The sequence below is a fragment of the Anabaena sphaerica FACHB-251 genome (assembly GCF_014696825.1).
GTDB lineage: Bacteria > Cyanobacteriota > Cyanobacteriia > Cyanobacteriales > Nostocaceae > RDYJ01.
Genome location: NZ_JACJQU010000003.1, coordinates 1 through 25,804 on the forward strand (window position 1 = coordinate 1; position 25,804 = coordinate 25,804).

Genomic DNA, 25,804 nt, shown 5'->3' on the forward strand with positions numbered 1-25,804 from the left:
CTCCCCTGCTCCCCTGCTCCCCTGCTCCCCTGCTCCCCTGCTCCCCTGCTCCCCTGCTCCCCTGCTCCCCTGCTCCCCTACCTCCTTACCCTATTCCCAACTTTCCAGCTAAAGCGGGGGTAAGGGGTAAAAGAGTGCTAATCATCAAAAATAGAGCCAAAAGACCCAAAGCGGCTCTTGCGTCATCGGGTTCTGTGACTTCATTCAAACTGGGGCGTTCTGCATCACGTTGTAAAAAGAAAATCACAATTGCCCAATACATAGCTAGAGTATTACCCAAAGACACCAACGCCAGCAAAATTAAAGTCGCAATTGTCGCCCTTCCTGCGGTTTTGCGGCCATAAATTGCTTGGACAATGCGCCCCCCGTCTAATTGTCCAGCGGGCATTAAGTTTAAAGCTGTGATCACCAATCCTAGCCAACCAATGATCACTAGAGGATGGACATTTACCAAAGGCGCTTGTAGAGACGAACCCAGCACAACTCGCGCCAAACTGCCTACTAAAATCGAACCTTGAAAAAACTTATTTGGCAATTGAAATAAACTGCCTGGGTGGGAAATTAGCAACCCTGTCACCAGCATAATCAAAGAAACGATACCGCCAAAAGCTGGACCTGCCAAAGCAATATCAAATAACGCCTTGCGGTTAGGTAATAGAGACTCAAAACGGGTAATTGCACCAAAAGAGCCAATCTGCACAGCTGGTAGGAAAAAAGGCCAACTCAGGCGGACTTGATGCTTTTGTGCCAATAACCAATGACCAATTTCGTGAGCTATCAAAATTGTCAAGATTCCCAAGCCGATAGGCAAAGCTTCATAAACTCGTGATGGGTTGGAGAATAAATCAAAATTCAGTAATAAACCTGCTGCTTCTAAATTGGTGGCGATAGTTGCTACTAGTAGGATTACCGCAAAGACCTTTTGCGGTAACTGCAAAGGTCTTGGGTCAGTGCGACTAGGCAGAACAATCATCACCGGTTTACCGTCTGTGTTTTCCACTAAAAACAGGCGATATTTATCACCTAAACGGTTTTGCAAACTTTTGGTGAGACGGTTGTGAACTTCCTCCGGTTCTCCCCGCAAATTACCTTTGAAAATTGCTCCCTCTTGATAAGGGATAGTTTCCGTGGCAAAAAATGTGTCAATACCGAAAATACCTTTGATGGTATTTAAATCTTCTTCCGGTATTGTTATGGCCTCCACTTTCACTTCTGCAACCACTGGTAGTTGCTTGGCATCTGCGGGGGTAGTTACTGCTTCTGAAGCTTGGTTAGCAAGTCTTGCCGTTGCCCGTTGCTTGAGAATCGCATCTTGGCCAGCTTGGCGCAACTGTCTACCTAAGAAGATGTATATCCCAGTTGAAAGCACAAGCAATAACAATATACCTGCTATATTGATATAAATTCCAGCAGCAAACAAGCCAAAGAACAGCAGCCAGGGAGCCATTAATACTACAGACTGTAACCAGGCTAAGATACCCAGCTTACCAAAAGGTCTGGCGCGATAAAAGCCCCAACCCAAAATGGCGAAAGCGACCAGCACAACAGCCGCAATTATAGGAGTTTCTGATGAAGTTAACATCGCTAAACCTTTGTTATTGAGATCAAGCCAGAACAAGTCCGGTTTTATAGATACATTAGTAACTGTATTGTAAAACTTCGCCCAATCCATAGACAAATATTGCCATCTATAACGTGGTTCTAGGAAAATGTTGTATCAGCGAGAAATTTAGCTTGTGAAGCTTAATCTTTCGGTAGATTGTCAAAAATTCTTGCTCCTGTATACTTGGTGAAGCAGACAAATAATTTTTGTGGTTGCATCATGCTAAGTGCGTAATTTTAACATTCCATAGATTGAATTCGGATCAAGTTTTACAGAATATTGCAGGTACATGAGGTAGAAAATTTGATGGCGTAACCGCCCACCGGAGGCGATCGCAAAGCTCTGCCACACTCATGCTTTTACATCTGATTCCTTGAATTCTGATCTCATTATTTGTTTATTAACTTCCGTATAACTTATGACATCTCCTGAGCCGCAAACTGATTTTGAAGAAATCCCCCAGTCTTCATTTAAGCCACCTCCGACATCCCGACGGTGGCTTCGTTTATTGTTGGCTGTAGTACTCATAATTGGAGGTGGAACAGCTATAACTTGGCGTTTACTTACTCCTAACAACCCACCAGCAGCGGCTAATGCTCAACTTCCAGCCGTAAAAGTCAAACTCTCAGCAGTGCAAACAGGCACAGTTGAGGATAGTACAGAGTTTATAGCCACTCTAGAATCTAGGCGTTCAGTCAATCTCCAACCCAGAGTTCAAGGTCAAGTTACCCAAATATTCGTTAGGTCAGGAGATCTAGTTACGGCTGGTGCAGCAATTATACAAATAGACGCTAGACAGCAACAAGCCGCAGTTAATAGTTTATCTGCTGCTGCTCAAGTATCAAAAGCACAGTTAGCAAACGCTCGTGCTACGCTCAAATCTTTGGCAGCAGAAAGGTTAGGTAAAGTAGCTAATGTGCAGTTGAACCAACAAGAGTATAAACGCTATTCTGATTTAACTGATCAAGGGGCTGTATCTCGCCAAACTAAAGATTTATATGCTAACAAGCTGGCTACAGCTAAAGCAGAACTTGGGGCTATAGATTCCCGGATTCAAGCCCAAAAAGCCACTATATCCCAGGCTGAAAAATCTTTAGAGCAGGCTGATGCCAATATCAGACAACAACAAGTCCAACTTCAGTATTACAAAATTACTGCTCCCTTTAGCGGTACGGTAGGTAATATACCTGTAAAAGTAGGTGATTTCGTTAGTAATTCTACTCCACTAGCTACTATTACTCAAAATCGACCTTTAGAGGTCAATATCCCTGTGCCACTGGAACGAGGACCTCAATTGCGCCAGGGATTACCAGTAGAATTAATTAACGCCCAAGGTCAAAGTTTAACTACTACCAAAGTATTTTTTGTCTCTCCTAATATTACTAATAATTCCCAATCAATACTGGTCAAGGCACTGTATGATAACTCCGCCGGTCAGCTGCGGGCAGATCAGTTAATTCGCGCCAGAGTGATTTGGGATCAGGGTTCTGGAGTCTTAATTCCCACCACAGCAGTATCTCGCATTGCGGGAGAAAATTTTGTATTTGTAGCTCAAACAGAAACATCTCCTGAAGGTAATTCTCAATTAATAGCCAAACAAAAGCGAGTGAAGTTAGGCAATATCAAGGGTAATGATTACCAAGTAATTGAAGGTTTGAAAGCAGATGAAAAACTAATCATCTCAGGTGTACAAAATCTCCGAGATGGCTTACCGATAATTCCTGAAAATTAGGTGACAGGTGACAGGTGATAGAAAGAAATTTACCAATTACCAATTACCAATTACCAATTACCAATTACCAATTACCAATTACCAATTACCCAAATTCATGTTTGTTGATTTCTTTATTAAGCGACCTGTATTTACCAGTGTCTGCGCGATTATCATTTTGCTGGTAGGAGTAATTAGTATTCCGACTTTACCCACAGCACAATATCCAGAGATTAGTCCGACTCAGATTATTGTCACTTCTAACTATGTTGGTGCTAGTGCAGAAGTGGTAGAAAGCACTGTCACCTCTATTTTAGAACGTCAGATTAATGGTGTCGAAGGCATTAAATATATGACTTCGAGCAGTAGTAATGATGGCACTAGCACCATTACAGTTACATTTGATGCTTCACGTGATAAAGATATTGCCGCAGTTGATGTCCAAAACCGTGTTTCTTTGGCAGAACCACAATTACCAGAGGCAGTAAAACAAACGGGAGTAACTGTTAACAAGCAGTCTAATAATATTTTGTTAGGGATGGGTTTGTATAGTGAGAATAAAGAGTTTGATAATGTATTTTTAAGTAATTACGCTGATTTGTATATTGCTGATGCTCTCAAACGTCTTAAAGGTGTGAGTGAGGCGCGAGTTTTTGGTGAACGTCGTTATGCGATGCGTCTCTGGCTTGATCCCAATAAATTGGCTAGTCGCAATTTAACCACTGATGATGTAGTTGATGCTCTCAATGAGCAAAATTTACAGGTAGGTGTGGGGCAAATTGGACAACAACCAGCCCCAGATGGTCAGATGTATCAAATTGACTTGAGGGCAGTAAGTAGGCTGACAGAACCGCAGGAATTTGACAATTTAGTCATTAAAACGGCGGCTGATGGTAGTTTGATTAAATTGAAAGATGTAGGTAGAGCAGAACTTGGCGCTCAAAACTATAGCTCATTTCTGAGATTTAAGGGCAAAGAAGGTGTAGGTATAGGTATATTTCCCACACCGGGAAGTAATGTTTTGGACGTTGCCAGGGCTATTAAAAAGGAGATGGCACGACTTTCCCTAAGCTTTCCACCAGGGATGAAATATGACGTTGCATTTGATACGACAACCATTGTGGAAGGTTCTTTAAAAGAAGTAGTGAAAACTCTTGTAGAAGCCATCGCTCTGGTTATTCTGGTAATTTTTATCTTCTTACAAGATTGGCGCACTACTTTAATTCCTGTCATCACTATTCCCCTATCTTTAATTGGTACTTTTGCTTTCGTTAAAGCCTTTGATTTTTCCATCAATACTTTAACCATGTTTGGTTTAACCCTAGCCACAGGGATGGTAGTTGATGACGCAATTATTGTTGTGGAAAATATCTCCCGTTTAATTCAAGAAGAAAATCTCTCTCCCCACAAAGCTGCTTCTGTAGCTATGGCTGAACTGACAGGGGCGGTAATTGCAACTTCTTTGGTATTAATGGCTGTGTTTGTACCTGTGGCTTTTTTCCCTGGTTCAACTGGTCAAATTTATAAACAATTTGCTCTGACAATTGCTTTTTCTATCACGATTTCTACTTTTTTAGCCTTGACTCTCACACCTTCTCTGTGTGCATTGTTGTTACGTCAAAGTCGTCCTCCCGGTGGTATTTTTGGCTTCATTTTTGGGATGATCAATGGTTTTTTAGAAGCCATGCGGCGGGGATATCAGCAAGTTTTGATCTTGTTGACAAGAATCAAAGCCATTGTTTTAGTTGTCTTTATAGCCTTAATTGGGTTTACGGGTTGGCTTTATTTGAATGTCCCAACATCATTTCTTCCTGATGAAGACCAAGGTTATTTCATCACCATTATTCAAGCTCCAGAAGGTTCTTCACTTCAATACACGAGTAAGGTCATGAGTGAAGTGGAAACGGAAATCCTAAAATTACCAGAAGTTACAGGAACTTTTGCTATTGGTGGTTTTAGTTTTAGCGGTAATAGTGCTAATGGCGGTGTAATTTTCAGTACCCTTAAATCTTGGGATGAACGGAAAAAACCTAATCAGTCAGTACAGGCTATTATTGGTCAGCTAAGACAAAGATTTTTCAACATTACGGAAGCTAGTGTTTTTCCAGTTAACCCCCCGGCAATTAGCGGTTTAGGTAGTTTTAGTGGTTTCCAGTTTCAGTTACAAGATGTAGCTGGAACGAATAGTTTAAATTCTATGTTGGGAGTTGTCGGTCAATTTATGATGCGGGGTAATCAAACTCCTGGACTGCAAGCTGTATTTAGCACTTTTAAAGCGAATACACCGCAAATTCTAATTGAGGTAGACCGCAATAAAGCTAAATCTCTCCAGGTTTCCATTGACGATATTTTTAGAACTCTGCAAACTTATGTAGGTTCAAGATATGTCAATGATTTTAATTTTCTCTCACGCAACTATCGGGTATATATTCAAGCTGATTCTCAATTTCGTGCTAACCCCAATGATATCAATTCCTTGTATGTGCGTTCGGAAAATGACCAGATGATTCCTTTGAGTAGTTTGGTGAAATTGACTCCTACTACTGGAGCGCAAACTATTAATCATTACAACTTATTTCGCTCTATTGAAATTAATGGTTCTCCTGCTCCTGGTTTTAGTTCTGGACAAGCAACCGCAGCTATGGAGAAACTAGCTAAGGAGATTATACCCACAAGCATGGGTTATGAATGGTCGGGTATTGTGGCTGAGGAAAAAGAGTCTGGTGGACAAGCACCAATAATTTTTGGGTTGGGTTTAATTTTCGTGTTTTTGGTGTTAGCTGCTCAGTATGAAAACTATGTTGATCCTTTAATTATTTTGCTCTCTGTTCCTTTGGCTATTATGGGGGCTTTAGCATCGCAATCTTTACGGGGTTTAAGTAATGATGTATTTTGCCAAGTAGGGTTGGTGATGTTAATTGGTTTAGCAAGTAAAAACGCGATTTTGATTGTAGAATTTGCTAACCAGTTACGGGAACAACAAGGTTTATCAATTACTAAAGCTGCTGTTGAAGCTGCACAAGGTCGTTTACGTCCAATTTTGATGACTGCTATTTCTACTCTGTTGGGTATTTTTCCTTTAGCAGTGGCTACTGGTGCTGGTGCTGGTAGTCGTCAATCTTTGGGTACTGCGGTGTTTGGTGGTATGTTTGTGGCGACTTTTTTAAGTTTGTTTATTGTGCCAATTCTGTATATAATCATTGGTAAAATTCGTGAGGGTTTGCGACCTGTTCATTGATGATTTTGTCTGAATCAGGATACCCTTTGGGAAGTCAAAAGTAAAATGTCAAAAAGTTAGAATTTTTTTGTCTGAATCAGGATAACCAGGATTATAGGATTTACAGGATTGTAATTTGATGATTTATAGATGAGATTCATATATTTATTCTTACATCTCACTTCATAAATATTCACTTTTATCTATACTAATCATCAATAACTAACCAATAATCAAACAATCACATCCTGTACATCCTTAAATCCTGGACATCCTGATATGGCTAACGCCACGCTTCGCTATCAGACAATAATATGCTGTTTTTAATACAGCATACATGAAACCAACCATTAACGAATCATGAATAATCCACAACAACCGCGAGAATACGATGCTGTCCTTGGTGGTAATAGTCCATCAATGGAAAATACTGCGGTTTTAGGTGGAATTGAAGGGGTAAAATTGCGGTTACAAAATCCAGATTTAAATGTGAGAATTGCTGCACTGGAGCAAGCATTGAATTATGGAGAACAGGGTTTAGATTTAGTGATTGAAGGTTTAAAAGATGAATCTGGGGATATTCAAAATGCGGCTTATTTAATATTAAATAAAAGAACAGAATCAAGAATTAAGCAACTATTACAAAAGCCTAATCACGAAGGTTTAAAACTAGAACAAATAGAAGTAGTTACAATCAACAAATTTGGCGAAATTATTCAGCGTCAGCCGCGTGTAGCTAGATATTTTATAGAAGATTTGGGTGATGGTGTGAAATTGGAAATGGCTGCAATTCCGGGTGGTAGTTTTATGATGGGTTCACCAGAAAATGAAGAGGGAAGAAGTGATTCAGAAAGTCCCCAACATCAAGTTACAGTTCCTAGTTTTTTTATGGGAAAATATCCAATAACACAGGCACAATATCAAGTTATTATGGGAGAAAATGATTCCAGTTTCAAAGGTGATAATCGTCCCGTTGAACAAGTTGATTGGATTAATGCGGTGGCATTCTGTGAAAAGTTGAGCCAAAAAATCGGAAAACCCTACAGACTGCCAAGTGAAGCCGAATGGGAATATGCTTGTAGAGCGGGAACCACTACACCATTTCACTTTGGAGAGACGATGACAATAGATTTAGCTAACTATTGGCCTCGCTTGACTAATCCCGATGGGGTTAAAGATGAAACAACAGTAGTAGGCAGCTTTGGAATAGCTAACAATTTTGGATTGTATGATATGCACGGCAATCTATGCGAATGGTGTCAAGATAGGTGGCATAATGACTATGAAAATGCGCCTACAGATGGAAGCGCATGGGTTGATAAAACATGGCTTGAGATTGCACGGCGTATTGATATCAGGGTGGTGCGCGGTGGTTCCTGGAACAACAATCCTGAAAACTGCCGTTCTGCCTACCGTATCCAACTCCACCACGATTTCAGGAGTATGGATGTCGGTTTTCGTGTTGTTTGTAGTAGCACGATGAGGACTTACTAGCTCTTTGTACTCTTACTCTTCTTTACCTTCACCATAGGCGATAATTTTTTGTCTGAATCAGGATAAGTAAGTGGGCGTTAAAAATTGTCGTTATGACAAGGGAACAGGGAACAGGGAACAGGGAACGGGGAAGAGGGTTTTGGTGAATTTACTTTTTGTTACATACTTCGGTTTTTTCCCGCCGACTTACTTACCCAGGATTAAAGGATTTACAGGATGATTATTTGATGATTACTAGACGTGAATGATGTATTGATTATTACGGTAATTTCAGAAAAATTAACCTTTTGTCTGAATCAGGATAACCAGGATTAAAGGATTAACAAGATGATTATTTGATAATTACTAGACGTGAATAATGTATTGATTGTTACAGAAATTTCAGAAAAATTAACCTTTCTCCATACTAATCATCAACACCTAACCAATAATTAAACAATCACATCCTGGACATCCTGATTCTGACAAATGTAAAATTTTGACTTTTGACTTTTGACTTTTGACTTCCCGAAGGGTGTCCTGATTCTGACAATAATATGCTATTTTATATACAGCATACATGAAACCAATCATGAATAATCCACAACAGCCGCGAGAATACGATGCTGTGCTTGGTGGTAATAGTCCATCACTAGAAGGTGCAGCCGTTTTAGGTGGTATTGAAGGGGTAAAATTACGGTTGCAAAATCCAGATGCAAAGGTGAGAATTGCTGCACTTGAGCAAGCTTTGAATTATGGAAAACAGGGTTTAGATTTAGTAATTGCAGGTTTAAATGATGAATCTGTAGAAATACAAGATGCGGCTTATTTATTGTTAAGGAATAGAACCGAAACAAAAGTTAAAAAGTCTTTAATAGAGTTTAATACTCAAGGGTTAAAACTAGAAAAAATTGAAGTATTAACAGTCAATAATTTTGGTAAAATTATTCAGCGTCAGCCGCGAGTAGCCAGATATTTTATAGAGGATTTGGGTAATGGCGTAATATTAGAAATGGCTGCAATTCCTGGTGGTAATTTTATGATGGGTTCACCAGAAAATGAAGATAGAAGAATGGATAATGAAAGTCCTCAACATCAGGTTTCTGTTCCTAGTTTTTTTATGGGAAAATATCCAGTAACACAGGCACAATATGAAGCTATTATGGGAACTAACCCTTATCATTTCAAAGGTGATAATCGCCCTGTTGAATGCGTTAGTTGGGATAATGCAGTAGCTTTCTGTAAAAAGTTAAGCCAAAAAATCAGCAAAACCTACAGACTGCCAAGTGAAGCCGAATGGGAATATGCTTGTAGAGCGGGAACTAGCACACCATTTCACTTTGGAGAGACGATTACAACGGATTTAGCTAACTATGCTGGCTACTACACCTATGGTAATACGGTTAAAGGAATTTACAGAAAACAAACAACAGAAGTAGGAAGTTTTGGAGTAGCCAATAACTTTGGATTATATGATATGCACGGGAATGTATGGGAGTGGTGTCAAGATTATTGGAGGAGTGGCTATGACATTGCGCCTACAGATGGAAGTGCATGGTTAAATAATGAATCTTATTTTCCTCAAAAGGTGCTGCGCGGTGGTTCGTGGGACATCCTTCCTGAAGCTTGCCGTTCTGCTTTTCGCTACTTCAGTAACCTGGTCAACCGCAATATTGGGTTTCGGGTTGTGTGTAGTGGTGCGCCGAGGACTTAGTAGCACTATACGTTTTTGCCCTCTTGATTTTCTCTTCTCTTACCTCTCTCGCATAGTGAAAAAATTTTTGTCTGAATCAGGATATCCAGGATTAAAGGATTTACAGGATTGTAATTTGATGGTTGATAGTTGAGATTCATATATTTATTCTTCCATCTCACTTCATAAATATTCACTTTTCTCCACACTAATCATCAACAACTAACCAATAATCAAACAATCACATCCTGGACATCCTGATTCTGACAAATGTAAAATTTTGACTTTTGAATTTTGACTTTTGACTTCCCGAAGGGTGTCCTGATTCTGACAATAATATGCTATTTTATATACAGCATACATGAAACCAACCATTAACGAATCATGAATAATCCACAACAACCGCGAGAATACGATGCTGTGCTTGGTGGTAATAGTCCATCACTAGAAGGTGCAGCCGTTTTAGGTGGAATTGAAGGGGTAAAATTACGGTTGCAAAATCCAGATGCAAAGGTGAGAATTGCTGCACTTGAGCAAGCATTGAATTATGGAGAACAGGGTTTATATTTAGTAATTGAAGGTTTAAAGGATAAATCTTGGGATGTGCAAATTGCGGCTTATTTAATATTAATATCTAGAACAGAAGCAAGAGTAAAAAAAATATTACTAGAGTTTAAACCACAATGGTTAAAACTAAAAAAAATACATTTAGTAATAGTCAACAAATTTGGTAACCTTATTCAGCGTCAGCAACATATAGCCAGATATTTTACTGAAGATTTAGGTAATGGTGTAACTTTAAAAATGGCTGCAATTCCTGGTGGTACTTTTATGATGGGTTCACCAGAAAATGAAGAAAGAAGAGATAAGTTTGAAAGTACCCCGCATCAAGTGACTGTTCCTGGTTTTTTTATAGGAAAATATCCAGTTACACAAGCACAATATCAAGCTATTACTGGTGATAACCCCTCTAGGTTTAAGTTTGGAAGTAATAATCGCCCAGTTGAACAAGTCAGTTGGTATGATGCAGTGGCTTTTTGTGAAAAGTTAAGTAAAAGCACAGGAAAAAACTACAGACTACCAATGGAAGCAGAATGGGAATATGCTTGTAGAGCCGGGACAACTACACCATTTTATTTTGGTGAAACGATTACCCCAGATTTAGTAAATTACAATGGTTTTGCTCCCTACGCTGCTGCACCAGTAGGTGAATATCGAGACACAACAACGGATGTAGGTTCTTTTCCCCCTAATGCTTTTGGTTTGTACGATATGCATGGCAATGTGGATGAATGGTGTGAAGATAACTGGGATATTTACGTAAGACCTCCTTTAAATGGTGAGGAAGATAAGATAGTTCGTGGTGGCTACTATCACTACGGTGCTAATCTCTGTCGGTCGGCTGCTCGCAGTTATAGGGAGCGTGATGAGCGTACCAGAAACTGCGGTTTCCGGGTCGTGTTATGTTCCGAAAATTTGTAGAGTATGTAGGGTGCGTTAGGATAGCGAAAATACTATTTAATTTACGTTGAATTACATACGCAACGTAACGCACCAATATTAATTAAAAAATTAAACTTATTCTATTTTGTCAGAATCAGGATAACCAGGATTAGAGGATTTACAGGATTGTAATTTGATGGTTTATAGATGATACTATCTAAACTATACAGATTTATAACTAGTCATCAGGCACTTTAACTAACGAAGGTTTCTGATTTATATTCTGGGATATGGCTAGATTATAATTGTCTAAATAAGGCTGTTTTTAAGTAATATCTGAGGATGAATTTAAAATGAACCAAGATGAAATAGATGCTAAAATAGCTCAAGTAGTAGCTAATATAGATCGCAGATTGTCAGGTGAGAATATATCTGTTTTTGACAGAGTTGATATTGTCAAGAGGGAAATATGCCATGCTCTAAATATAAATATAAATATTGATCCTTTTAATTTAGATCCAAATACTATGTTATTGTTAATGAGCATTGATATTTGGTATGAAAAAAATTATAAGATTAAAATAAATGTCAATAATTTTATCCAAGAAAAACCTTTTCTTCTACAAGGAGATATTTATTACATTTGTGTGGATAAAATAACAGGTGAATATTATAATATTAATAATCATACAAATTTACCAGAGGTTATAGTAAAGGATTTAACAGAACAAGAACATAAATTTTTACGAGAAGAATTTAAAAGAGCAAAAATACAATGGGCAGCTATAGAAAATCTACAATCTGTTATTTGTCAGCGAGATGAAAGAAGAAAAAGTGAAAATGATTTTATCGGACTTCAAGAAAATAGTTTTTGCTTGGCTGCTGAAACAATAAATTTTCTTTCTCTTGCTATTGAGGATTTGAATCTTGCTATTCTTACCTTAAAAAATACCAGCAGCAGTAACTATCAATTCATAATTTTCCCCCTTTCACAAGCCATTGAGAAGCTATTAAAAGCTTGTGTTATTTCAGAAAATTTAATGCTGGGTGAAGAAATTCAAAAATTAGTGAGAAAATTAAGTTACAAACCATACGGACATGATTTATTATATATAGTTCAAGATAGCAATTACAGGCAAGCTCTTCCTTTTCCTGAAAACATAGAATCAGAAATACAAAAATATTCTTTTTTCCATAACAATGCTAAGTCTAGATATGATATTATGACTGTCTCTTCAGAGCAAGCAGTAGGCATGATAGACGCTGCATTGAATATTTTTCAATTAATAAGCGAAAAACTTTATAGTCCCTTATGGGAAGTTTTATGGGAAGTTATGTATGGTCATGAATATTCCTCAGAAATATCAGAATATTATGATCAATTAGAGGATGATAATTGTGATTTTGATTAATACAGTTAAAATAATTATGTGGCATTTTCTGTCATAAATTACTTAACAAATTATAATTATTACCTACAAATAAAAAACCCAATAAACTAACAACTACCCCCCATTTATACATAATGAATAACCCCCATCAACAACTACTCCAACAAATAGACCTCATGCTTCGCGCCCGCTATCCCCTACTATATATAGTCGGAGTCGAAGAAGAACCAATAGAACAAGTCCTGCAACAACTCACCCAAATATCCCAGACACCACGACAACTATTATTATGGGATATCGTCACCGGTTGGGATGACAACGGAACTGATAAAGGTTCAGTCATGGGTGCATTATCAAGAATTACCAAAACCCCAGAAAATACAACCACAATTTTTGTATTGCGAGACATACATTTTATCCTCAAAAACCCCGAAACAGAAAAAAATGCTCCCGTAATTCGTGCTATCAAAAACCTCACCCGTCAACTCAAACGCACACGCCAAACCCTCATCCTCACCAGTCATACATTAACCATTCCTCCAGAACTACAAGAAGAAATTACAGTAATTGATTTTCCCTTACCCAACATTCAAGAAATAGATTATTTAATTCATCAATTAATAGTCCCCGAAAAACTTAACTTAAATGGACTAGGAAAAGAACAATTAATCAAAGCCTGTCAAGGATTAAGTCGCGCCAGAATTAGAAGAGTTTTAGCCGCAGCTTTAGCAGCAAAAGGACAAGTCAACGAAACAGATATTGATAGAGTATTAGAAGAGAAAAAACAAGCAGTTAGACAAACAGGAATATTAGAATTTTACACATCCAATGAATCATTAAAAAATGTCGGTGGATTAGAAAATCTTAAACAGTGGGTGCGAATGCGTCAAGATGCTTTTACCGAAGAAGCACGACGTTATGGCATACCCAACCCCAAAGGCGTTTTATTAGTAGGAATACAAGGAACAGGAAAATCATTATCAGCCAAAACTATCGCCCATGAATGGCGTTTACCATTGTTACGTTTAGATGTGGGGAGATTATTTGGGGGAATAGTCGGAGAAAGTGAAAATCGCATTCGCCAAATGATACAATTAGCAGAAGCAATATCACCCTGTGTATTATGGATGGATGAAATAGATAAAGCATTTGGTAATATTAATAGTGGTGTAGATGGTGACTCTGGAACATCGCGCCGGGTATTTGGTACACTCATTACCTGGATGCAAGAAAAAACCAGTCCGGTGTTTATGGTAGCCACTGCTAATAATGTGCAAATATTACCAGCCGAGTTATTAAGAAAAGGGCGATTTGATGAAATATTCTTTTTAAATTTACCTACGGAAAAAGAACGCCATGATATTTTTAAAGTCCACATTCAAAAAATCCGTCCTTCCCGACTGCGAGATTTTGATTTACTGAAACTTGCTAGAAATAGCGAGAATTTTAGCGGTGCAGAAATTCAACAAGTAATTATTGATGGAATGCACCGCGCTTTTGGTAGTTTAATAGATGGTAATAGGCGGGATTTTAACACTGAAGATATTTTAGCGGCGGTATCGGAAACTGTTCCTTTAGCGGCTATTGCTAAGGAACAAATTACCAGTTTAAAACGCTGGGCTGCGGAAGCTGGCGCAAGAACGGCTTCTATTGATACACTGTTAATTGAGGAGTTAAAGGTTTATTCTCAGCAGCAAGGTTTGGGTCCTTTGGAGGTGGATTAAGAAATAAAAGAAAACGAACCACGAAGAAGCGTTCGCGCAGCGTCTCGAAGAGATAGGAAGCGAAGGGAAGAGAGTTTAAGAGAGATTTTTCATAGGAGTTAATTTTTTATGTCTCATTTTACAACTATCAAGGTGCAAATTAAGCAGGGTGAAGTGCTGCTTCAAGTATTAAAAGAGTTGGGTTATCAAGTTGAACAAAATACTCATGTTCGGGGTTATAGGGGTGATAAAACTAATGCTGAATATGTGATTAAGCAATCTAATGGTTATGATTTAGGTTTTCGTCAAAATGGAGAAAGTTATGAATTAGTGGCAGATTTTTGGGGTGCGAAAATTAATCAGCAGGAGTTTATTAATAATATTAGTCAAAAATACGCCCATAAAACCTTGATGGAAACCATACAAACTGAGGGTTTTAATGTGGAAGAAGAGGAAGTTTTAGCAGATGGTACGGTGCGGGTTCTAGTTGGTAGATGGGTTTAAATAAGAATAAATTAAGATCCCCGACTTCTTTGTAATATTTTATCAATCAATGATTAAATAAGGTAAGAAGTCGGGGATCTCAGGACAAAAGGAAAAATCATCATGGCTGAATATCAAAAGATAGAATATCGCATTGGTAAAGATGGTAAAATTGTGGAACGGGTTTTAAATGCAACTGGTTCTAGTTGTGTGGAAACAACAAAAGGGTTAGAAAAATCCTTGGGAGAAATAGAATCTCAGGAATTATTACCAGAATATTATCAAGATGATGAGTTAATTACCACTTCTGAAAATCAATCTTTACAACAACAATAATTCCTCGTTCCTTGTCTCTGACAAGGAATGCAATATAGAGGCTCTGCCTCTTCTGATAAAATGGAGGTAGAACCTCTAGAATTACATTCCCAGTCTGGAGACTGGGAACGAGAATTAAATAAACTAAGAAATAATATGCTAGAACAAATTAATCAAGTTGCTTTTGCTGTAATTCTCGTAATCATCGTTTATATTATTCTGCGGATATTATTCCCAGAAAATAATCAAGATACATCTAATAATAATGAATCTGTAACCTCTCCAGACACAGAACAGAAAATCAAAGATTTAGAAATTCAATGTCAACGACTAAGGGAGGAATTAAAACAACAATCTCAACAATTGCAAAGTGATTTTCAAAATGAAACTTTTACCCAATTACAAACCTTACTCAGCAACTATCCCACAGTCAAAAAAATGGCTTTAGCTAAACCTGATTTACCAGCTAAAAATCTAATTTCCCTATTTACATCTTTAGATAATTTAATTACCAGTTGGGGTTATACTGCTATTGGTGAAACTTGGGAACAGGTTAATTATAATCCCCAATTACATCAAGCTGATAGTGATGATATTCAAGAAGGGGAATTAGTCTATATTCGTTTTATTGGTTATCAAAATAGTGATAAAATTCTCTATGCTGCTAAGGTTAGTCGCACTCTTCCTCCAGGATTTGATAATAATTAAATGATAATATAGTAGGTTAGGTTGAGGAACGAAACCCAACATTTACTGCTTACAAATTATTAAATAAGTAAGTGGGCGTTAAAAAATATAATATAAACCTAACCCCCCAGCCCCCTTCCCTACTAGGGAAGGGGGAGTCAAAGCCTCTCCCCTGGTAGGGGAGAGGTTTGGAGAGAGGTTTTATATTTAATTGTGCCAAGTTACTTAATATCTTTATTATGTCTGAACCCAACATAAAAATATTTCGTTTTTGTTGGGTTGCGCTTCGCTTAACCCAACCTACTTGAATTATGACAATTATTGCAATTGATTTTGGTACAAGTAATACTGTAATTAGTATTTTAGAACCTGATACTCAACAACCTAAAAGTTTACGTTTTCCTAATTTATCCCGTGTATTTGTGGGTGTGACTTCTCAAGGTGAAAGATTAGAATATCCGGTTATTCCTAGTTTAATATTTATTAAATCAGGTAATAATATTATATTAGGTGAAGGTGTGAGAAGTCAACGTTTAGGACTTTCTCAAAGTTATCCTCCTGAACGGTTATTTAAAAAGTTTAAACGTGATTTAGCTGGGGATTATCAACCACCAGCAATTCAAATTGATGGCATAAATTATCATGTTGTTTCTGTTTCTGAGTTGTTTATCCAAACTATTTGGACAGAAATTAAAAAGCAAAATATCGAACCTAGTCATTTAATTTTTACTGTTCCTGTTGGTGCTTTTGAACGTTATTTAGATTGGTTTCGAGATTTAGGAAAAAAGTTAAATGTTCCAAAAGTATCTATCGTTGATGAATCTACAGCAGCAGCTTTAGGTTATGCTGTAAAAAGTCCCGGTAAATTGATTTTAGTAGTAGATTTTGGTGGGGGAACTCTCGATTTAAGTTTAGTTAAAACTGTAACTAATTCTGATAAAAATAATAGTTTACGCGCTGAGGTTTTAGCTAAGTCGGAAGCTTATGTAGGTGGTGAAGATATTGATGTTTGGATAGTTGATGATTATTTACGTTCTCAAAATCTCACACCGGAAGCAGTGGGTAAAATTAGTTATCAGAATTTATTAGAAATTGCTGAAAGGTTAAAAATTCAATTATCAAAAAATTCATCTGTTTCTGAAAGTTGGTTTGATGATGAATCTTTTATGTCTTATGAATTAAAAATAACTCGTGAAAAGTTAGAAGAGATTTTAGAATATAGACAGTTTTTACAACAGTTACGAGATGCGTTAGATGAAGTTTTAACTTTTGCATTGCGAAAGGGTATTTCTAAAAATGATATTGAACAAGTTTTATTAGTGGGAGGAAGTTGTTTAATTCCCGCAGTTCAACAATTGATAATTTCTTATTTTGGTAAAACTAAGGTAAAGTTAAATAAACCTTTTGATGCAGTTTGTCATGGTGCATTAGCAATAACGCAGATTACCGAAATAGATGATTTTTTGCGTCATAGTTACGCAATTCGTTTATGGGAAAGTTACAGTAAAAGTTATATTTATCATCATTTATTTACCAAAGGTGAAAAATATCCTTGTCAACGTCAAGAATGGTTAACTTTACAAGCTGCTAATAATGGACAAAGAGAGATTCGTTTAGATATTGGTGAGTTAGGTGATACGACACAAACAGAAATTGCTTTTGATGCTTCAGGAAGAATGACTTCTAGCACTCTTCAACATCAAGAAAGTTACTGTTCTTTAGATACTCAACATCAACAGGTTTGTGTGGCAAAACTTAACCCTCCAGGTGAAGCAGGATTTGATAGAATATCGGTGTTATTTGAGGTAGATTCTCGGCGGACTTTGTTAGCAACTGTGAAAGATTTATTAACAGGAGAAGTGTTAGTTGATAGGGGAGAAATTTATAAATTGACGTAATTTTTGGTAATACCCAGAAAAAGATACTCCCGAAACTACTCAGGAAAAAGAATAAAATTCATATATTAATAATCTCTGTTAAAACCAGAAATAGTGAAATTCAAAATTCAAAAACTCCTGTGTTCCCAGTCCCTTCTAGTCTAAAGTGTGGGTTCTGGTGTTTCTGTCGGTTCTGGTGTGGGTTCTGGTGTGGGTGTTTCTGTGGGTGTGGGTTCTGGTTCTGGAGGATTTTCTGCTGTGACAGTTAGTTGATAATCTACGGGTTTTGACGCTTTGGAAACGACGACAAATTCATAAAATCCGGTTTCTGGTAATGTCTTGGAAACGTTACGTTGTGTAGAATCTTCTAAAAATGTGACTTTACCAGAGGGAGAATAAATTGATAGTAAAACTTGAGAACCGGCATCTAGTTTAACTTCCATATTTTGATCTTTGGCCAGTCCAGCAATGAAAACTTTACCTCCTCCTGGTTGGAGAGTACCGCTAATTGTTTTACCTGTAGCACCTTCAGGAAACACTATTCTTTGAAAGGCGCTGTTTGCAAGGATGGCGTTTAGTTTATCACTGACAAATGCGTGCCAAACTTGCCCTATTGGTTGATCTAGGAAATTGTTACCTCGCTGTTCTGGGAATACACGGTAGAAGGCAGCATCACCCAAGTCATACAAAGAACGACTACCAACATTGATTTTGTTAACTTCTACTTTCCAGCGATCGCGTTCTGCTGGTGTATAAGTTCCTATTTGCCTACGGGAACTCTCACTGAGAGGAGAAAGCTTATCAAGGACTTCGGAGGCGGTTTGATCCCATTCTGACCGCAAACTTTCATCTTCTGGTTTATCGCTGAGGGTGCGTCCTGTAAGACTGGGGTTTTTTTGCCAAAAGATTTGATTAATTAAACTGACATAAAAGCTATTATTTATACCCAACTGTTGACGGCGATCGCTCAATCTTTGTTTGCGTTCTCTTTCTGCTGGTGAATAATTAGCTGTGGGTTCAGGGGATGGAGTTTTGCTAGGGGTAGGACTGGATGTAATCAAGGGATCACTTCCCTTTAAACCCTCTGGGCGGTTATTGAATCCCCACCACAGCAGACCTACACTACTAAATAAGGCGACGGTAACAATAAAGACGTTTGTAGCTGTCCATACACTTGCGGTTTGAGGTGTGGGCGTGACAACAGGTTGATGGACTGGTGTTTTGGGGGGAGAGACAGCCACTGTTCCTGCTGTGGGAATAGGTGGGGGTGTGGGAGTTGGGTATTGAGTAGGAGGATAGTTAGCTGGGAGTTGGGTGGGAGGATAATCAACTCCTTGGGGGTTGAGTGCTGCAAGAACTTGACGGGTTGACTGATAGCGATCGCTTGGTCTTGGCGATAGCATTTTATCTAAAATGTTACCTAAGACGGGACTGAGGTTAACTTCTCGCCGCCATTGCCAATTTAAATTTTCAGTATCAATTAATTCTTGCGGTTGTTTACCTGTCAGTAAAACTAGCACTGTTACAGCTAACGCATATAAGTCACTGTGGGGAGACACCAGACCTGTTTGCATTTGTTCTGGAGGTGCAAACCCTATTTTTCCTAACAGAGTGCCACTGTTACTAGATGAGATTTCACCCGATTGATAATATTGAGAAGCGACAGTTGCAGCGACTTGTTTAACACCACCAAAATCAATTAATACTGGTAATTTATCAACATTGCGAAGCATTAAATTATCAGGAGAAATATCACGATGAATTACACCCACAGAGTGGATATATTCCAAGACTGGTAAAATTTGCTGTAATAGCTGACGTACTTCTATTTCTGTAAATCTTAACCCCTGCTGTTTGCGGGTATTTAATAAAGAATTATAAGTTTCTCCTTCTACATGATCTTGCACCAAAAACAGGTATTCTTTACCTTGCAAGTTCATACTTAATAATTCCCGAAAGCGGGGAATTTGGTGATGTTTTAATTGATAAAGAACACTTGCTTCCCGCTGAAATAGTTCCTTAGCTTTTTGGACAACGTAGGGAGTTTGAACTTGGGGAGAAAATTCCTTTAAAACACAAGCTTCTCGGAAACGGTTGAGGTCTTCAGCTAAATAAGTCCGTCCAAACCCACCTTGTCCGAGTAGACGAACAATAACATAGCGATCGCCTAAAGTTTGTCCAGCTTGGATACCACTGGTTGCAGTAGGGATATCTAACATTTTCTCCCCGCACTGGAGACAAAACTTACTACCCGACGGATTTTGATGCCCTTGAGAACAATAAAGATTAGTCATTAGTTAGTAGTAATTAGTAATTAGTAATTAGTAATTGGTAGATTTTCTTCCCAGTTCCCAGTCCCCAGTCCCCAATCACTTGTTCCCTACCTGATCAGATGCGATCGCATACCAAATTTGCAGAAAAGTCTGCTGATTTAGTTTCCCACGCTCTTGACCAGGAAACAATGGATCAAATTTCTGATATGTCTCTTCTCGCAAATCCTGAAAAGACTTATATTTACCCAATCTACCAGCTTTAGCCAGTTGATCCCAACGCTGAGAATCTTGTTGACTATAACTACCTATTTTCCGGCGTGCTGTTTGACTTAAATTAGCCCGTTCAATGTTCTTTAACAACTCATCAGCTGTACTATTCCACTGTTCACGTAAAACTCTATCTTCCGGTTTATCTGTTAACACCCTTCTTTGCAATCCCGTTCTTAAGGTATAAAAGCGTTCATCTACTATCCTAGTAAAAACCACTGGAGAAATTTCCAACTCTTGCAAGCGGCTGAAAACTTCTTGAATACTGCGATTACTATTTGCTACACCCCCAGGATTATTGATAGATGGTATTTTGGGAACTTCAATTTTAGGTAAAGTAATTGATGATACACTTTTTACCATAAAATTTCCCAACGCCCACACACCCACGCCAGTTAAAGTTACTCCCGTCGTAATGATAAAGCTAACAGCAAAAGGGCGCAACCATACTGGCATGGGGATTTGTTGGACAGCAAGTTGAGTCCGATGATGGAATTTACTACCAATAGCTTGGGCGCGTTTTACCCCAGGTGCGGCTACCATCGTTTTCAACTTGGTAATATAAGGATTTTGGGTATTGACGGGAGGTTGCATAGTATTTATTGTATTTACTGTATGGAGAGAAGCTGATGGGGGTAAATCTTTGAGGACTTGATCAGCTTTTTGATAGCGATCGCTCGGCTTATATGCCAACATCTTTTTTAAGATGGCCTCTAATTTCGGACTAACATTAATTTCCTTTCCCCAGTACCAAGTCCCGTTATAGCTATCATAAAGTAATTGCGGTTCCTTCCCAGTCACTAACACCAAAACAGTCACTGCAAACGAGTATAAATCGCTACTTTTAAATACTTTTCCCTGAATTAACTGTTCTTCAGGTGCGTAGCCTTTTTTACCTAATAAAGTTCCATTTCCAGCCAACTGTGTCTGCCAAAAACCCTGATAAGCTGGTAATTGTTTTACACCTCCAAAATCGATCAACACAGGTAAATTATCACTTTGGCGTAAAATCAAATTATCCGGTGAAATATCGCGGTGAACTATATCTAGAGAGTGAATATAACTCAAAACGGGGAGAAGATTGTACAGAAGGTTAATAACTTCCTCCTCACTAAAAGATTTTCCCTGACTTTGACGGTGTGCAAATAACTGATAATAATTAGCACCCTCAATATAATCTTGGACTAAAAAGAAAAAATCCTTAGTGCCAATCTTTGCTTGTAGTGAAGCATGAAAACGCGGAATTTGGGGATGCTGAATTTTTTTGAGTACACTTGCTTCCCGTTCAAATAATTCTTTAGCTTTCTGTAAATCTTCTGATTTGACAACTTGGGGGGCAAATTCCTTTAAAACACACTTTTGACGGCTTTTTTGCCTATCAATCGCCAAATAGCTACGTCCAAAACCACCTTGCCCCAGTATACGCGCAATTTCATAACGATTATCTATTACCTGTCCTACAGTTAGAGGTAACGCTTCTCCGCAGTGAGTACAAAAACTGTTACTGCTATTATTCACGTGTTTTTTGCTGCAATATACCGACATGGTAGGGGAAGATAATCAGTTACTCATACAGTTCTACAACAGCGAAAAGGTAATTTACGAACATTTCCACCAAGGCATATATTAAAAAAATACAAAAAATAAATTAATTATACAATCTTGTGGGGTGGGCATCTTGCCCGCCCAAATCACCGAATCATTAAAAATCACAAGCCTGATGAAACCGCAAACACAAACCCAAAACGCAATTAAAGAACTGGAAAATTTTGTCTCTACTCCCTTAGCAGAGAAATTAGCACAGCATCTGAACATTGACACTCAAGAAATAGTTATACATCTATTTCAAACTGTAGCTGCTACTGTACCAGCTTACAAAGCATTTTTAGCAGAACATCACATCAATCCTGAGACAATTCAAACCTTAGCAGACTTCCAAAAGTTGCCAGTCATTTGTAAAGAAAATTATATTTCTCTTTACTCCTTATCAGAATTATGTAACTATGGAACATTAGGAAGCTGTGATATGATCGCAGCTTCCTCTGGCTCAACGGGGAAACCCACATTTTGGCCGCGTTTCTTGACAGATGAACTACAAATAGCCACAAGGTTTGAGCAGATTTTTCACGATAGTTTTCATGCAGACACCAAAAGCACCTTAGCAGTAGTGTGTTTTACCTTGGGAACATGGGTAGGGGGAATGTTCACGACCAATTGTTGTCGGTATCTTGCCCTCAAAGGATATCCTATCACAGTCATTACTCCTGGTAACAATAAAACAGAAATTTTGCGAGTTGTGCAGGAACTGGGTGGTAACTTTGAGCAAGTTGTACTATTAGGATATCCGCCATTTCTTAAAGATGTAATTGATATGGGTATTGCCAATGGTTTACAGTGGGGACAATATCAAATTAAACTAGTAATGGCTGGAGAAGTATTTAGTGAAGAATGGCGGAGTTTAGTTAGTGAAAGGATAGGATCTGAAAATCCCTGTTATGATTTTGCTTCCATGTATGGAACAGCAGACGCAGGAGTTTTAGGAAATGAAACACCTTTAAGTATTTGTATTCGGCGGTTTTTAGCAGAAAATCCCGCAGCAGCTAAAGCATTATTTGGAGAGTCTCGTTTACCAACATTAGTACAGTATGATCCTTGTAGTCGATTTTTTGAAGTTGAAGATAGTAGATTAATATTTTCTGGTAATAACGGCATTCCTTTAATTAGATATAATATCTTAGATAATGGTGGGTTAATTAGTTATGACCAGATGCTGAAATTTTTAGTAGAGTGGGGGTTTAATCCCATTATAGAATTACAGCAAAATAGAGGAATTAATCAATTACCATTTGTTTATGTTTTTGGACGTTCTAATTTTACCGTTTCCTATTTTGGTGCAAATATTTACCCAGAAAATGTGACAGTGGGATTAGAACAACCGATAATTCGAGAATGGGTAACAGGTAAGTTTGTATTGCAGGTACAAGAAGATTTAGATAAAAATCGCTTTTTATCTGTGGTTGTGGAATTAGCACCAAATATAGAGGGTAGTGAAGAGAAAAGACAAGCTATAACTAGTTCTATTCTTTCTCAACTGTTGCGGTTAAATAGCGAGTTTGCTAATTATGTTCCCGTGGAATATCAAACACCGCAAGTAGAATTAAAACCTACGGGTGATGTTGAGTATTTCCCTGTAGGTGTCAAACATCGATATACACGAAAGTAATACCAATTCATAATTCATAATTTATTTTGTAGGTTGGCATAGGCAGTCGCAATCCAACCTACATAATAGGTAATTAATGATGTCTTGTATTCTGTCTAGAGTAACGACATCTATAATACCTGCCATGATAATATCTATAACGATTTCTTCCAGTACAAGTCCGATAACGTCTTACATGGGTAGTAGTCTGACGACGATAATGAGGATGTGCATCAGCATTTTGTGTAATACCCAACACGGACATAGACGCTATTACAGTAGCGATAAAAAAAGAAGTAATACGTTTCATGAGGGTAATTTGAAGAGTTGGTAATTATTTCTAGAAGCGCAGGAAGTTTACGAAGCGGAGATTCCATAAGGCTGTGAATATATCTTAGCACCAAAATTTAGTGATGAACAAAAAGATTTTTATAATCAAATCCCCAACATATTTAAGAAGTCAGGGATCTAAGATTCCTAAAAAATTTACCAGGGATTACCAATAATTGTAAAAGCTGACCAATAATAAGGGTGGGAGAAAGTTTCATCCCTCAATGCTGCTAATTCTGATGGAAGTTGCAAACCTCCACTAGATCCCTGTAACTCACCCCTTTTTAAACCCACTTTCCCTTTTAGCATAGCAACTTGTGCTGCTTGCAGTGCTTTTGCTTTGAGTGGTGTCTGTTGCAAATGCTGATAAAATTCTGTCATCAAAGCCAAAGTTCCCACATCGCTAACATTCCAAATACTGGCCAAAACGGATTTTACTCCTGATTTAACTGTTAACCCTGCAAAACCTAACTCTGCTTCTTGATCTCCCAACGCAGTTCTACAAGCACTTAGAACTAATAAATCCACTGGTGGTTTATCCAAATTTAACTTGTCGATTTCATCTAATCTAATTCTTTCATTACCCCAGAACTGAATATAAGACTGATCGGGGTTTCCTGGTTTAAACTCTGCATGGGTAGCTAAGTGAACAATTTTAAAAGGCTGTTTTTTTCGTTGTGCTTGGAAATTTTTGAGGGTAAATTCTTGATTGATAAATTGTTTACTTGAACCCAATTCTTGGGTAATTTCATTTAATTCTACTGGTACTGCTGGTAAAGATTCCAGTTGAGAAAATTCCGATGCACCCATTGCTAAAACTTGCGAATACTTAGTTTTTTTGTAGTTAGAATTCATTAAATTAAAAGCAGGAATGCGGGCGATCGCATACTTTTCTACTAAAAACTGTTTTCCATCATGTAATGCTGCTATTGGTAGAGTACGTAAACCACTTCCTAAACAAAAAAGTATGGTATCTATTTTTTCAGTTTCTAGCGTAGATTCTAATGGTTTTACCATCCACTTATATAATGTTTGGGCTGGTTCCAAGTAAGCTTTGGTTCTACGTCTGCTGGGACTGGTAATGGCGACATTTAGCCTTTTGATCACATCCATTAAAGTCTTTTTGTCAGCTTCTACAACACTATAAACCTGTGGTTTTTTCCCAGGAGTGATGATTACTAATTGCAGTTGTGTTTCTCGTGGCCATATCCAGATAACAGCAGATTTTGTAGAAGTTTGTTGAGATATTTTAGTAAGTGTCTTCCCTATATCTTCAGCCGTTAAGGTAAAATCCGCCAAATTTTGATCAAAATATTGTTCATAGTCTTTTTCCCAATGTTTCTCAACTTCATTTACTGCTTCAATAAAGTTTTTGTTTTTGAGAAATCTATCCCAATCTTCTTCTTTAACAGCATAAGCAGATTGATTTTGCAGGAGAAGATTAAAGGTAATTGTACTTAAAAATACCAAAGCAAATAATAAAGAAAAAGTAATTGCTTTTTTCCATCGATTGTGAAACATTAATGTACTCCCTAGCTTTTACTACTTACTTAATTTAAGCATATTTTCCATATCCCCTGCCAGTGATATAAGTTTTTAGTTACTTCGGTTTAGTTAACGTGTAAGTAATATAGCAATCCTAAATGAGTTATGAACAAGAAGATCCCGGACTTCTTTAAGGAGTCCTGTATCTAAGCCTCTCAGCGTTTGCGAATCAAATAGGATTGCTAGAGATCAGGAATTAAACATAAATATAAATAATTTAATCAGGATGAAAACATGATGGATTATTTTTATACAATGTCTAATCTTTGGACTCCTGAATTGTGAAAATATTGATCGTTGATTTATCCTTGACAAAAAACCGAGATTATATTATAGCAAGTCTATTTTCGTCAAAATCACAAATTTTAATCAAATAATAATTAACAAATAATCAATTAATAATCAATTAATAATCAATTAATAGCTAGATCATATTCACTTCTTAACCTCTAAATGAAATCCTATTTATTGTGATATCAAAAAATAATCAGTCCATGTAAATCTTTCTAAAACCGTCATAGAAAGAAAGGTTGATGCAACTTTCGGTTTATAGTTTTGAGCCTTTGTTGTTACAGCTTTTGCGCTGATTTA

General features: G+C 37.6%; 17 protein-coding genes. 12 read left to right on the plus strand and 5 right to left on the minus strand.

What is annotated here, in order from left to right:
- Positions 1-85: 85 nt before the first annotated feature.
- Positions 86-1,582, minus strand: a complete 1,497-nt coding sequence (locus H6G06_RS07265; RefSeq protein WP_190559128.1) for a site-2 protease family protein — start codon at positions 1,580-1,582, stop codon at positions 86-88.
- 439 nt (positions 1,583-2,021) lie between these two features.
- Here H6G06_RS07265 and H6G06_RS07270 point away from each other — a divergent pair, with 439 nt between their 5' ends.
- From H6G06_RS07270 to H6G06_RS07320, 11 genes are all read left to right on the plus strand, one after another.
- Positions 2,022-3,335 (plus strand): efflux RND transporter periplasmic adaptor subunit, encoded by a 1,314-nt coding sequence (locus H6G06_RS07270; RefSeq protein ID WP_190558571.1) that lies wholly within the window; start codon positions 2,022-2,024, stop codon positions 3,333-3,335.
- Positions 3,336-3,432: 97 nt separating this feature from the next.
- A complete protein-coding gene (locus tag H6G06_RS07275; protein ID WP_190559130.1) occupies positions 3,433-6,552 on the plus strand; it encodes an efflux RND transporter permease subunit in 3,120 nt (1,039 codons plus the stop codon).
- Between the two features lie 339 nt (positions 6,553-6,891).
- Positions 6,892-8,025, plus strand: a complete 1,134-nt coding sequence (locus H6G06_RS07280; RefSeq protein WP_190558573.1) for an SUMF1/EgtB/PvdO family nonheme iron enzyme — start codon at positions 6,892-6,894, stop codon at positions 8,023-8,025.
- Positions 8,026-8,596: 571 nt separating this feature from the next.
- Entirely contained in the window at positions 8,597-9,718 is a 1,122-nt protein-coding gene (locus H6G06_RS07285) for an SUMF1/EgtB/PvdO family nonheme iron enzyme (protein ID WP_190558575.1), read from the plus strand.
- 363 nt (positions 9,719-10,081) lie between these two features.
- Positions 10,082-11,179 carry an SUMF1/EgtB/PvdO family nonheme iron enzyme gene (locus tag H6G06_RS07290; RefSeq protein WP_190558584.1) on the plus strand — a complete coding sequence of 366 codons (1,098 nt, stop codon included), beginning with the start codon at positions 10,082-10,084 and terminating at the stop codon, positions 11,177-11,179.
- 314 nt (positions 11,180-11,493) lie between these two features.
- Complete coding sequence (locus H6G06_RS07295) at positions 11,494-12,552, plus strand: hypothetical protein (RefSeq protein ID WP_190558586.1); 1,059 nt, start codon at positions 11,494-11,496, stop codon at positions 12,550-12,552.
- A 113-nt stretch (positions 12,553-12,665) separates the two neighbouring features.
- A complete protein-coding gene (locus tag H6G06_RS07300; RefSeq protein ID WP_190558588.1) occupies positions 12,666-14,255 on the plus strand; it encodes an AAA family ATPase in 1,590 nt (529 codons plus the stop codon).
- Between the two features lie 108 nt (positions 14,256-14,363).
- The gene (locus tag H6G06_RS07305) at positions 14,364-14,738 is read left to right on the plus strand and encodes a DUF1257 domain-containing protein (RefSeq protein WP_190558590.1); all 375 of its coding nucleotides are present in this window, start codon (positions 14,364-14,366) and stop codon (positions 14,736-14,738) included.
- Positions 14,739-14,840: 102 nt separating this feature from the next.
- Positions 14,841-15,053 (plus strand): DUF2997 domain-containing protein, encoded by a 213-nt coding sequence (locus H6G06_RS07310; protein WP_071188455.1) that lies wholly within the window; start codon positions 14,841-14,843, stop codon positions 15,051-15,053.
- A 27-nt stretch (positions 15,054-15,080) separates the two neighbouring features.
- A complete protein-coding gene (locus H6G06_RS07315) occupies positions 15,081-15,740 on the plus strand; it encodes a nucleotide exchange factor GrpE (protein ID WP_242039619.1) in 660 nt (219 codons plus the stop codon).
- A 290-nt stretch (positions 15,741-16,030) separates the two neighbouring features.
- Positions 16,031-17,617: an Hsp70 family protein gene (locus H6G06_RS07320; protein ID WP_190558592.1), complete on the plus strand. Its 1,587-nt coding sequence runs from the start codon at positions 16,031-16,033 to the stop codon at positions 17,615-17,617.
- Between the two features lie 140 nt (positions 17,618-17,757).
- On the opposite strand, the gene H6G06_RS07325 is transcribed toward H6G06_RS07320, so the two are convergent.
- Both H6G06_RS07325 and H6G06_RS07330 read right to left on the minus strand, forming a co-directional pair.
- Entirely contained in the window at positions 17,758-19,890 is a 2,133-nt protein-coding gene (locus H6G06_RS07325; protein ID WP_190558594.1) for a serine/threonine-protein kinase, read from the minus strand.
- Between the two features lie 75 nt (positions 19,891-19,965).
- Entirely contained in the window at positions 19,966-21,681 is a 1,716-nt protein-coding gene (locus H6G06_RS07330; protein WP_190558596.1) for a serine/threonine-protein kinase, read from the minus strand.
- A gap of 175 nt (positions 21,682-21,856) precedes the next feature.
- On the opposite strand from H6G06_RS07330, the gene H6G06_RS07335 reads away from it, so the two are divergent.
- Positions 21,857-23,359 carry a phenylacetate--CoA ligase family protein gene (locus tag H6G06_RS07335; RefSeq protein WP_190558598.1) on the plus strand — a complete coding sequence of 501 codons (1,503 nt, stop codon included), beginning with the start codon at positions 21,857-21,859 and terminating at the stop codon, positions 23,357-23,359.
- 73 nt (positions 23,360-23,432) lie between these two features.
- On the opposite strand, the gene H6G06_RS07340 is transcribed toward H6G06_RS07335, so the two are convergent.
- Together H6G06_RS07340 and H6G06_RS07345 are read right to left on the minus strand one after the other, a co-directional pair.
- Positions 23,433-23,648 carry a hypothetical protein gene (locus H6G06_RS07340; protein ID WP_190558600.1) on the minus strand — a complete coding sequence of 72 codons (216 nt, stop codon included), beginning with the start codon at positions 23,646-23,648 and terminating at the stop codon, positions 23,433-23,435.
- A gap of 176 nt (positions 23,649-23,824) precedes the next feature.
- Entirely contained in the window at positions 23,825-25,189 is a 1,365-nt protein-coding gene (locus H6G06_RS07345; RefSeq protein ID WP_190558602.1) for a CHAT domain-containing protein, read from the minus strand.
- Positions 25,190-25,804: the final 615 nt, after the last annotated feature.

What these genes read in the sequence shown, in the direction of transcription:
- H6G06_RS07265 (WP_190559128.1), bottom strand. Translation starts at nt 1,582, where the DNA reads ATGTTAACTTCATCAGAAACTCCTATAATTGCGGCTGTTGTGCTGGTC.
- H6G06_RS07270 (WP_190558571.1), top strand. Translation starts at nt 2,022, where the DNA reads ATGACATCTCCTGAGCCGCAAACTGATTTTGAAGAAATCCCCCAGTCT.
- H6G06_RS07275 (WP_190559130.1), top strand. Translation starts at nt 3,433, where the DNA reads ATGTTTGTTGATTTCTTTATTAAGCGACCTGTATTTACCAGTGTCTGC.
- H6G06_RS07280 (WP_190558573.1), top strand. Translation starts at nt 6,892, where the DNA reads ATGAATAATCCACAACAACCGCGAGAATACGATGCTGTCCTTGGTGGT.
- H6G06_RS07285 (WP_190558575.1), top strand. Translation starts at nt 8,597, where the DNA reads ATGAATAATCCACAACAGCCGCGAGAATACGATGCTGTGCTTGGTGGT.
- H6G06_RS07290 (WP_190558584.1), top strand. Translation starts at nt 10,082, where the DNA reads ATGAATAATCCACAACAACCGCGAGAATACGATGCTGTGCTTGGTGGT.
- H6G06_RS07295 (WP_190558586.1), top strand. Translation starts at nt 11,494, where the DNA reads ATGAACCAAGATGAAATAGATGCTAAAATAGCTCAAGTAGTAGCTAAT.
- H6G06_RS07300 (WP_190558588.1), top strand. Translation starts at nt 12,666, where the DNA reads ATGAATAACCCCCATCAACAACTACTCCAACAAATAGACCTCATGCTT.
- H6G06_RS07305 (WP_190558590.1), top strand. Translation starts at nt 14,364, where the DNA reads ATGTCTCATTTTACAACTATCAAGGTGCAAATTAAGCAGGGTGAAGTG.
- H6G06_RS07310 (WP_071188455.1), top strand. Translation starts at nt 14,841, where the DNA reads ATGGCTGAATATCAAAAGATAGAATATCGCATTGGTAAAGATGGTAAA.
- H6G06_RS07315 (WP_242039619.1), top strand. Translation starts at nt 15,081, where the DNA reads ATGCAATATAGAGGCTCTGCCTCTTCTGATAAAATGGAGGTAGAACCT.
- H6G06_RS07320 (WP_190558592.1), top strand. Translation starts at nt 16,031, where the DNA reads ATGACAATTATTGCAATTGATTTTGGTACAAGTAATACTGTAATTAGT.
- H6G06_RS07325 (WP_190558594.1), bottom strand. Translation starts at nt 19,890, where the DNA reads ATGACTAATCTTTATTGTTCTCAAGGGCATCAAAATCCGTCGGGTAGT.
- H6G06_RS07330 (WP_190558596.1), bottom strand. Translation starts at nt 21,681, where the DNA reads ATGTCGGTATATTGCAGCAAAAAACACGTGAATAATAGCAGTAACAGT.
- H6G06_RS07335 (WP_190558598.1), top strand. Translation starts at nt 21,857, where the DNA reads ATGAAACCGCAAACACAAACCCAAAACGCAATTAAAGAACTGGAAAAT.
- H6G06_RS07340 (WP_190558600.1), bottom strand. Translation starts at nt 23,648, where the DNA reads ATGAAACGTATTACTTCTTTTTTTATCGCTACTGTAATAGCGTCTATG.
- H6G06_RS07345 (WP_190558602.1), bottom strand. Translation starts at nt 25,189, where the DNA reads ATGTTTCACAATCGATGGAAAAAAGCAATTACTTTTTCTTTATTATTT.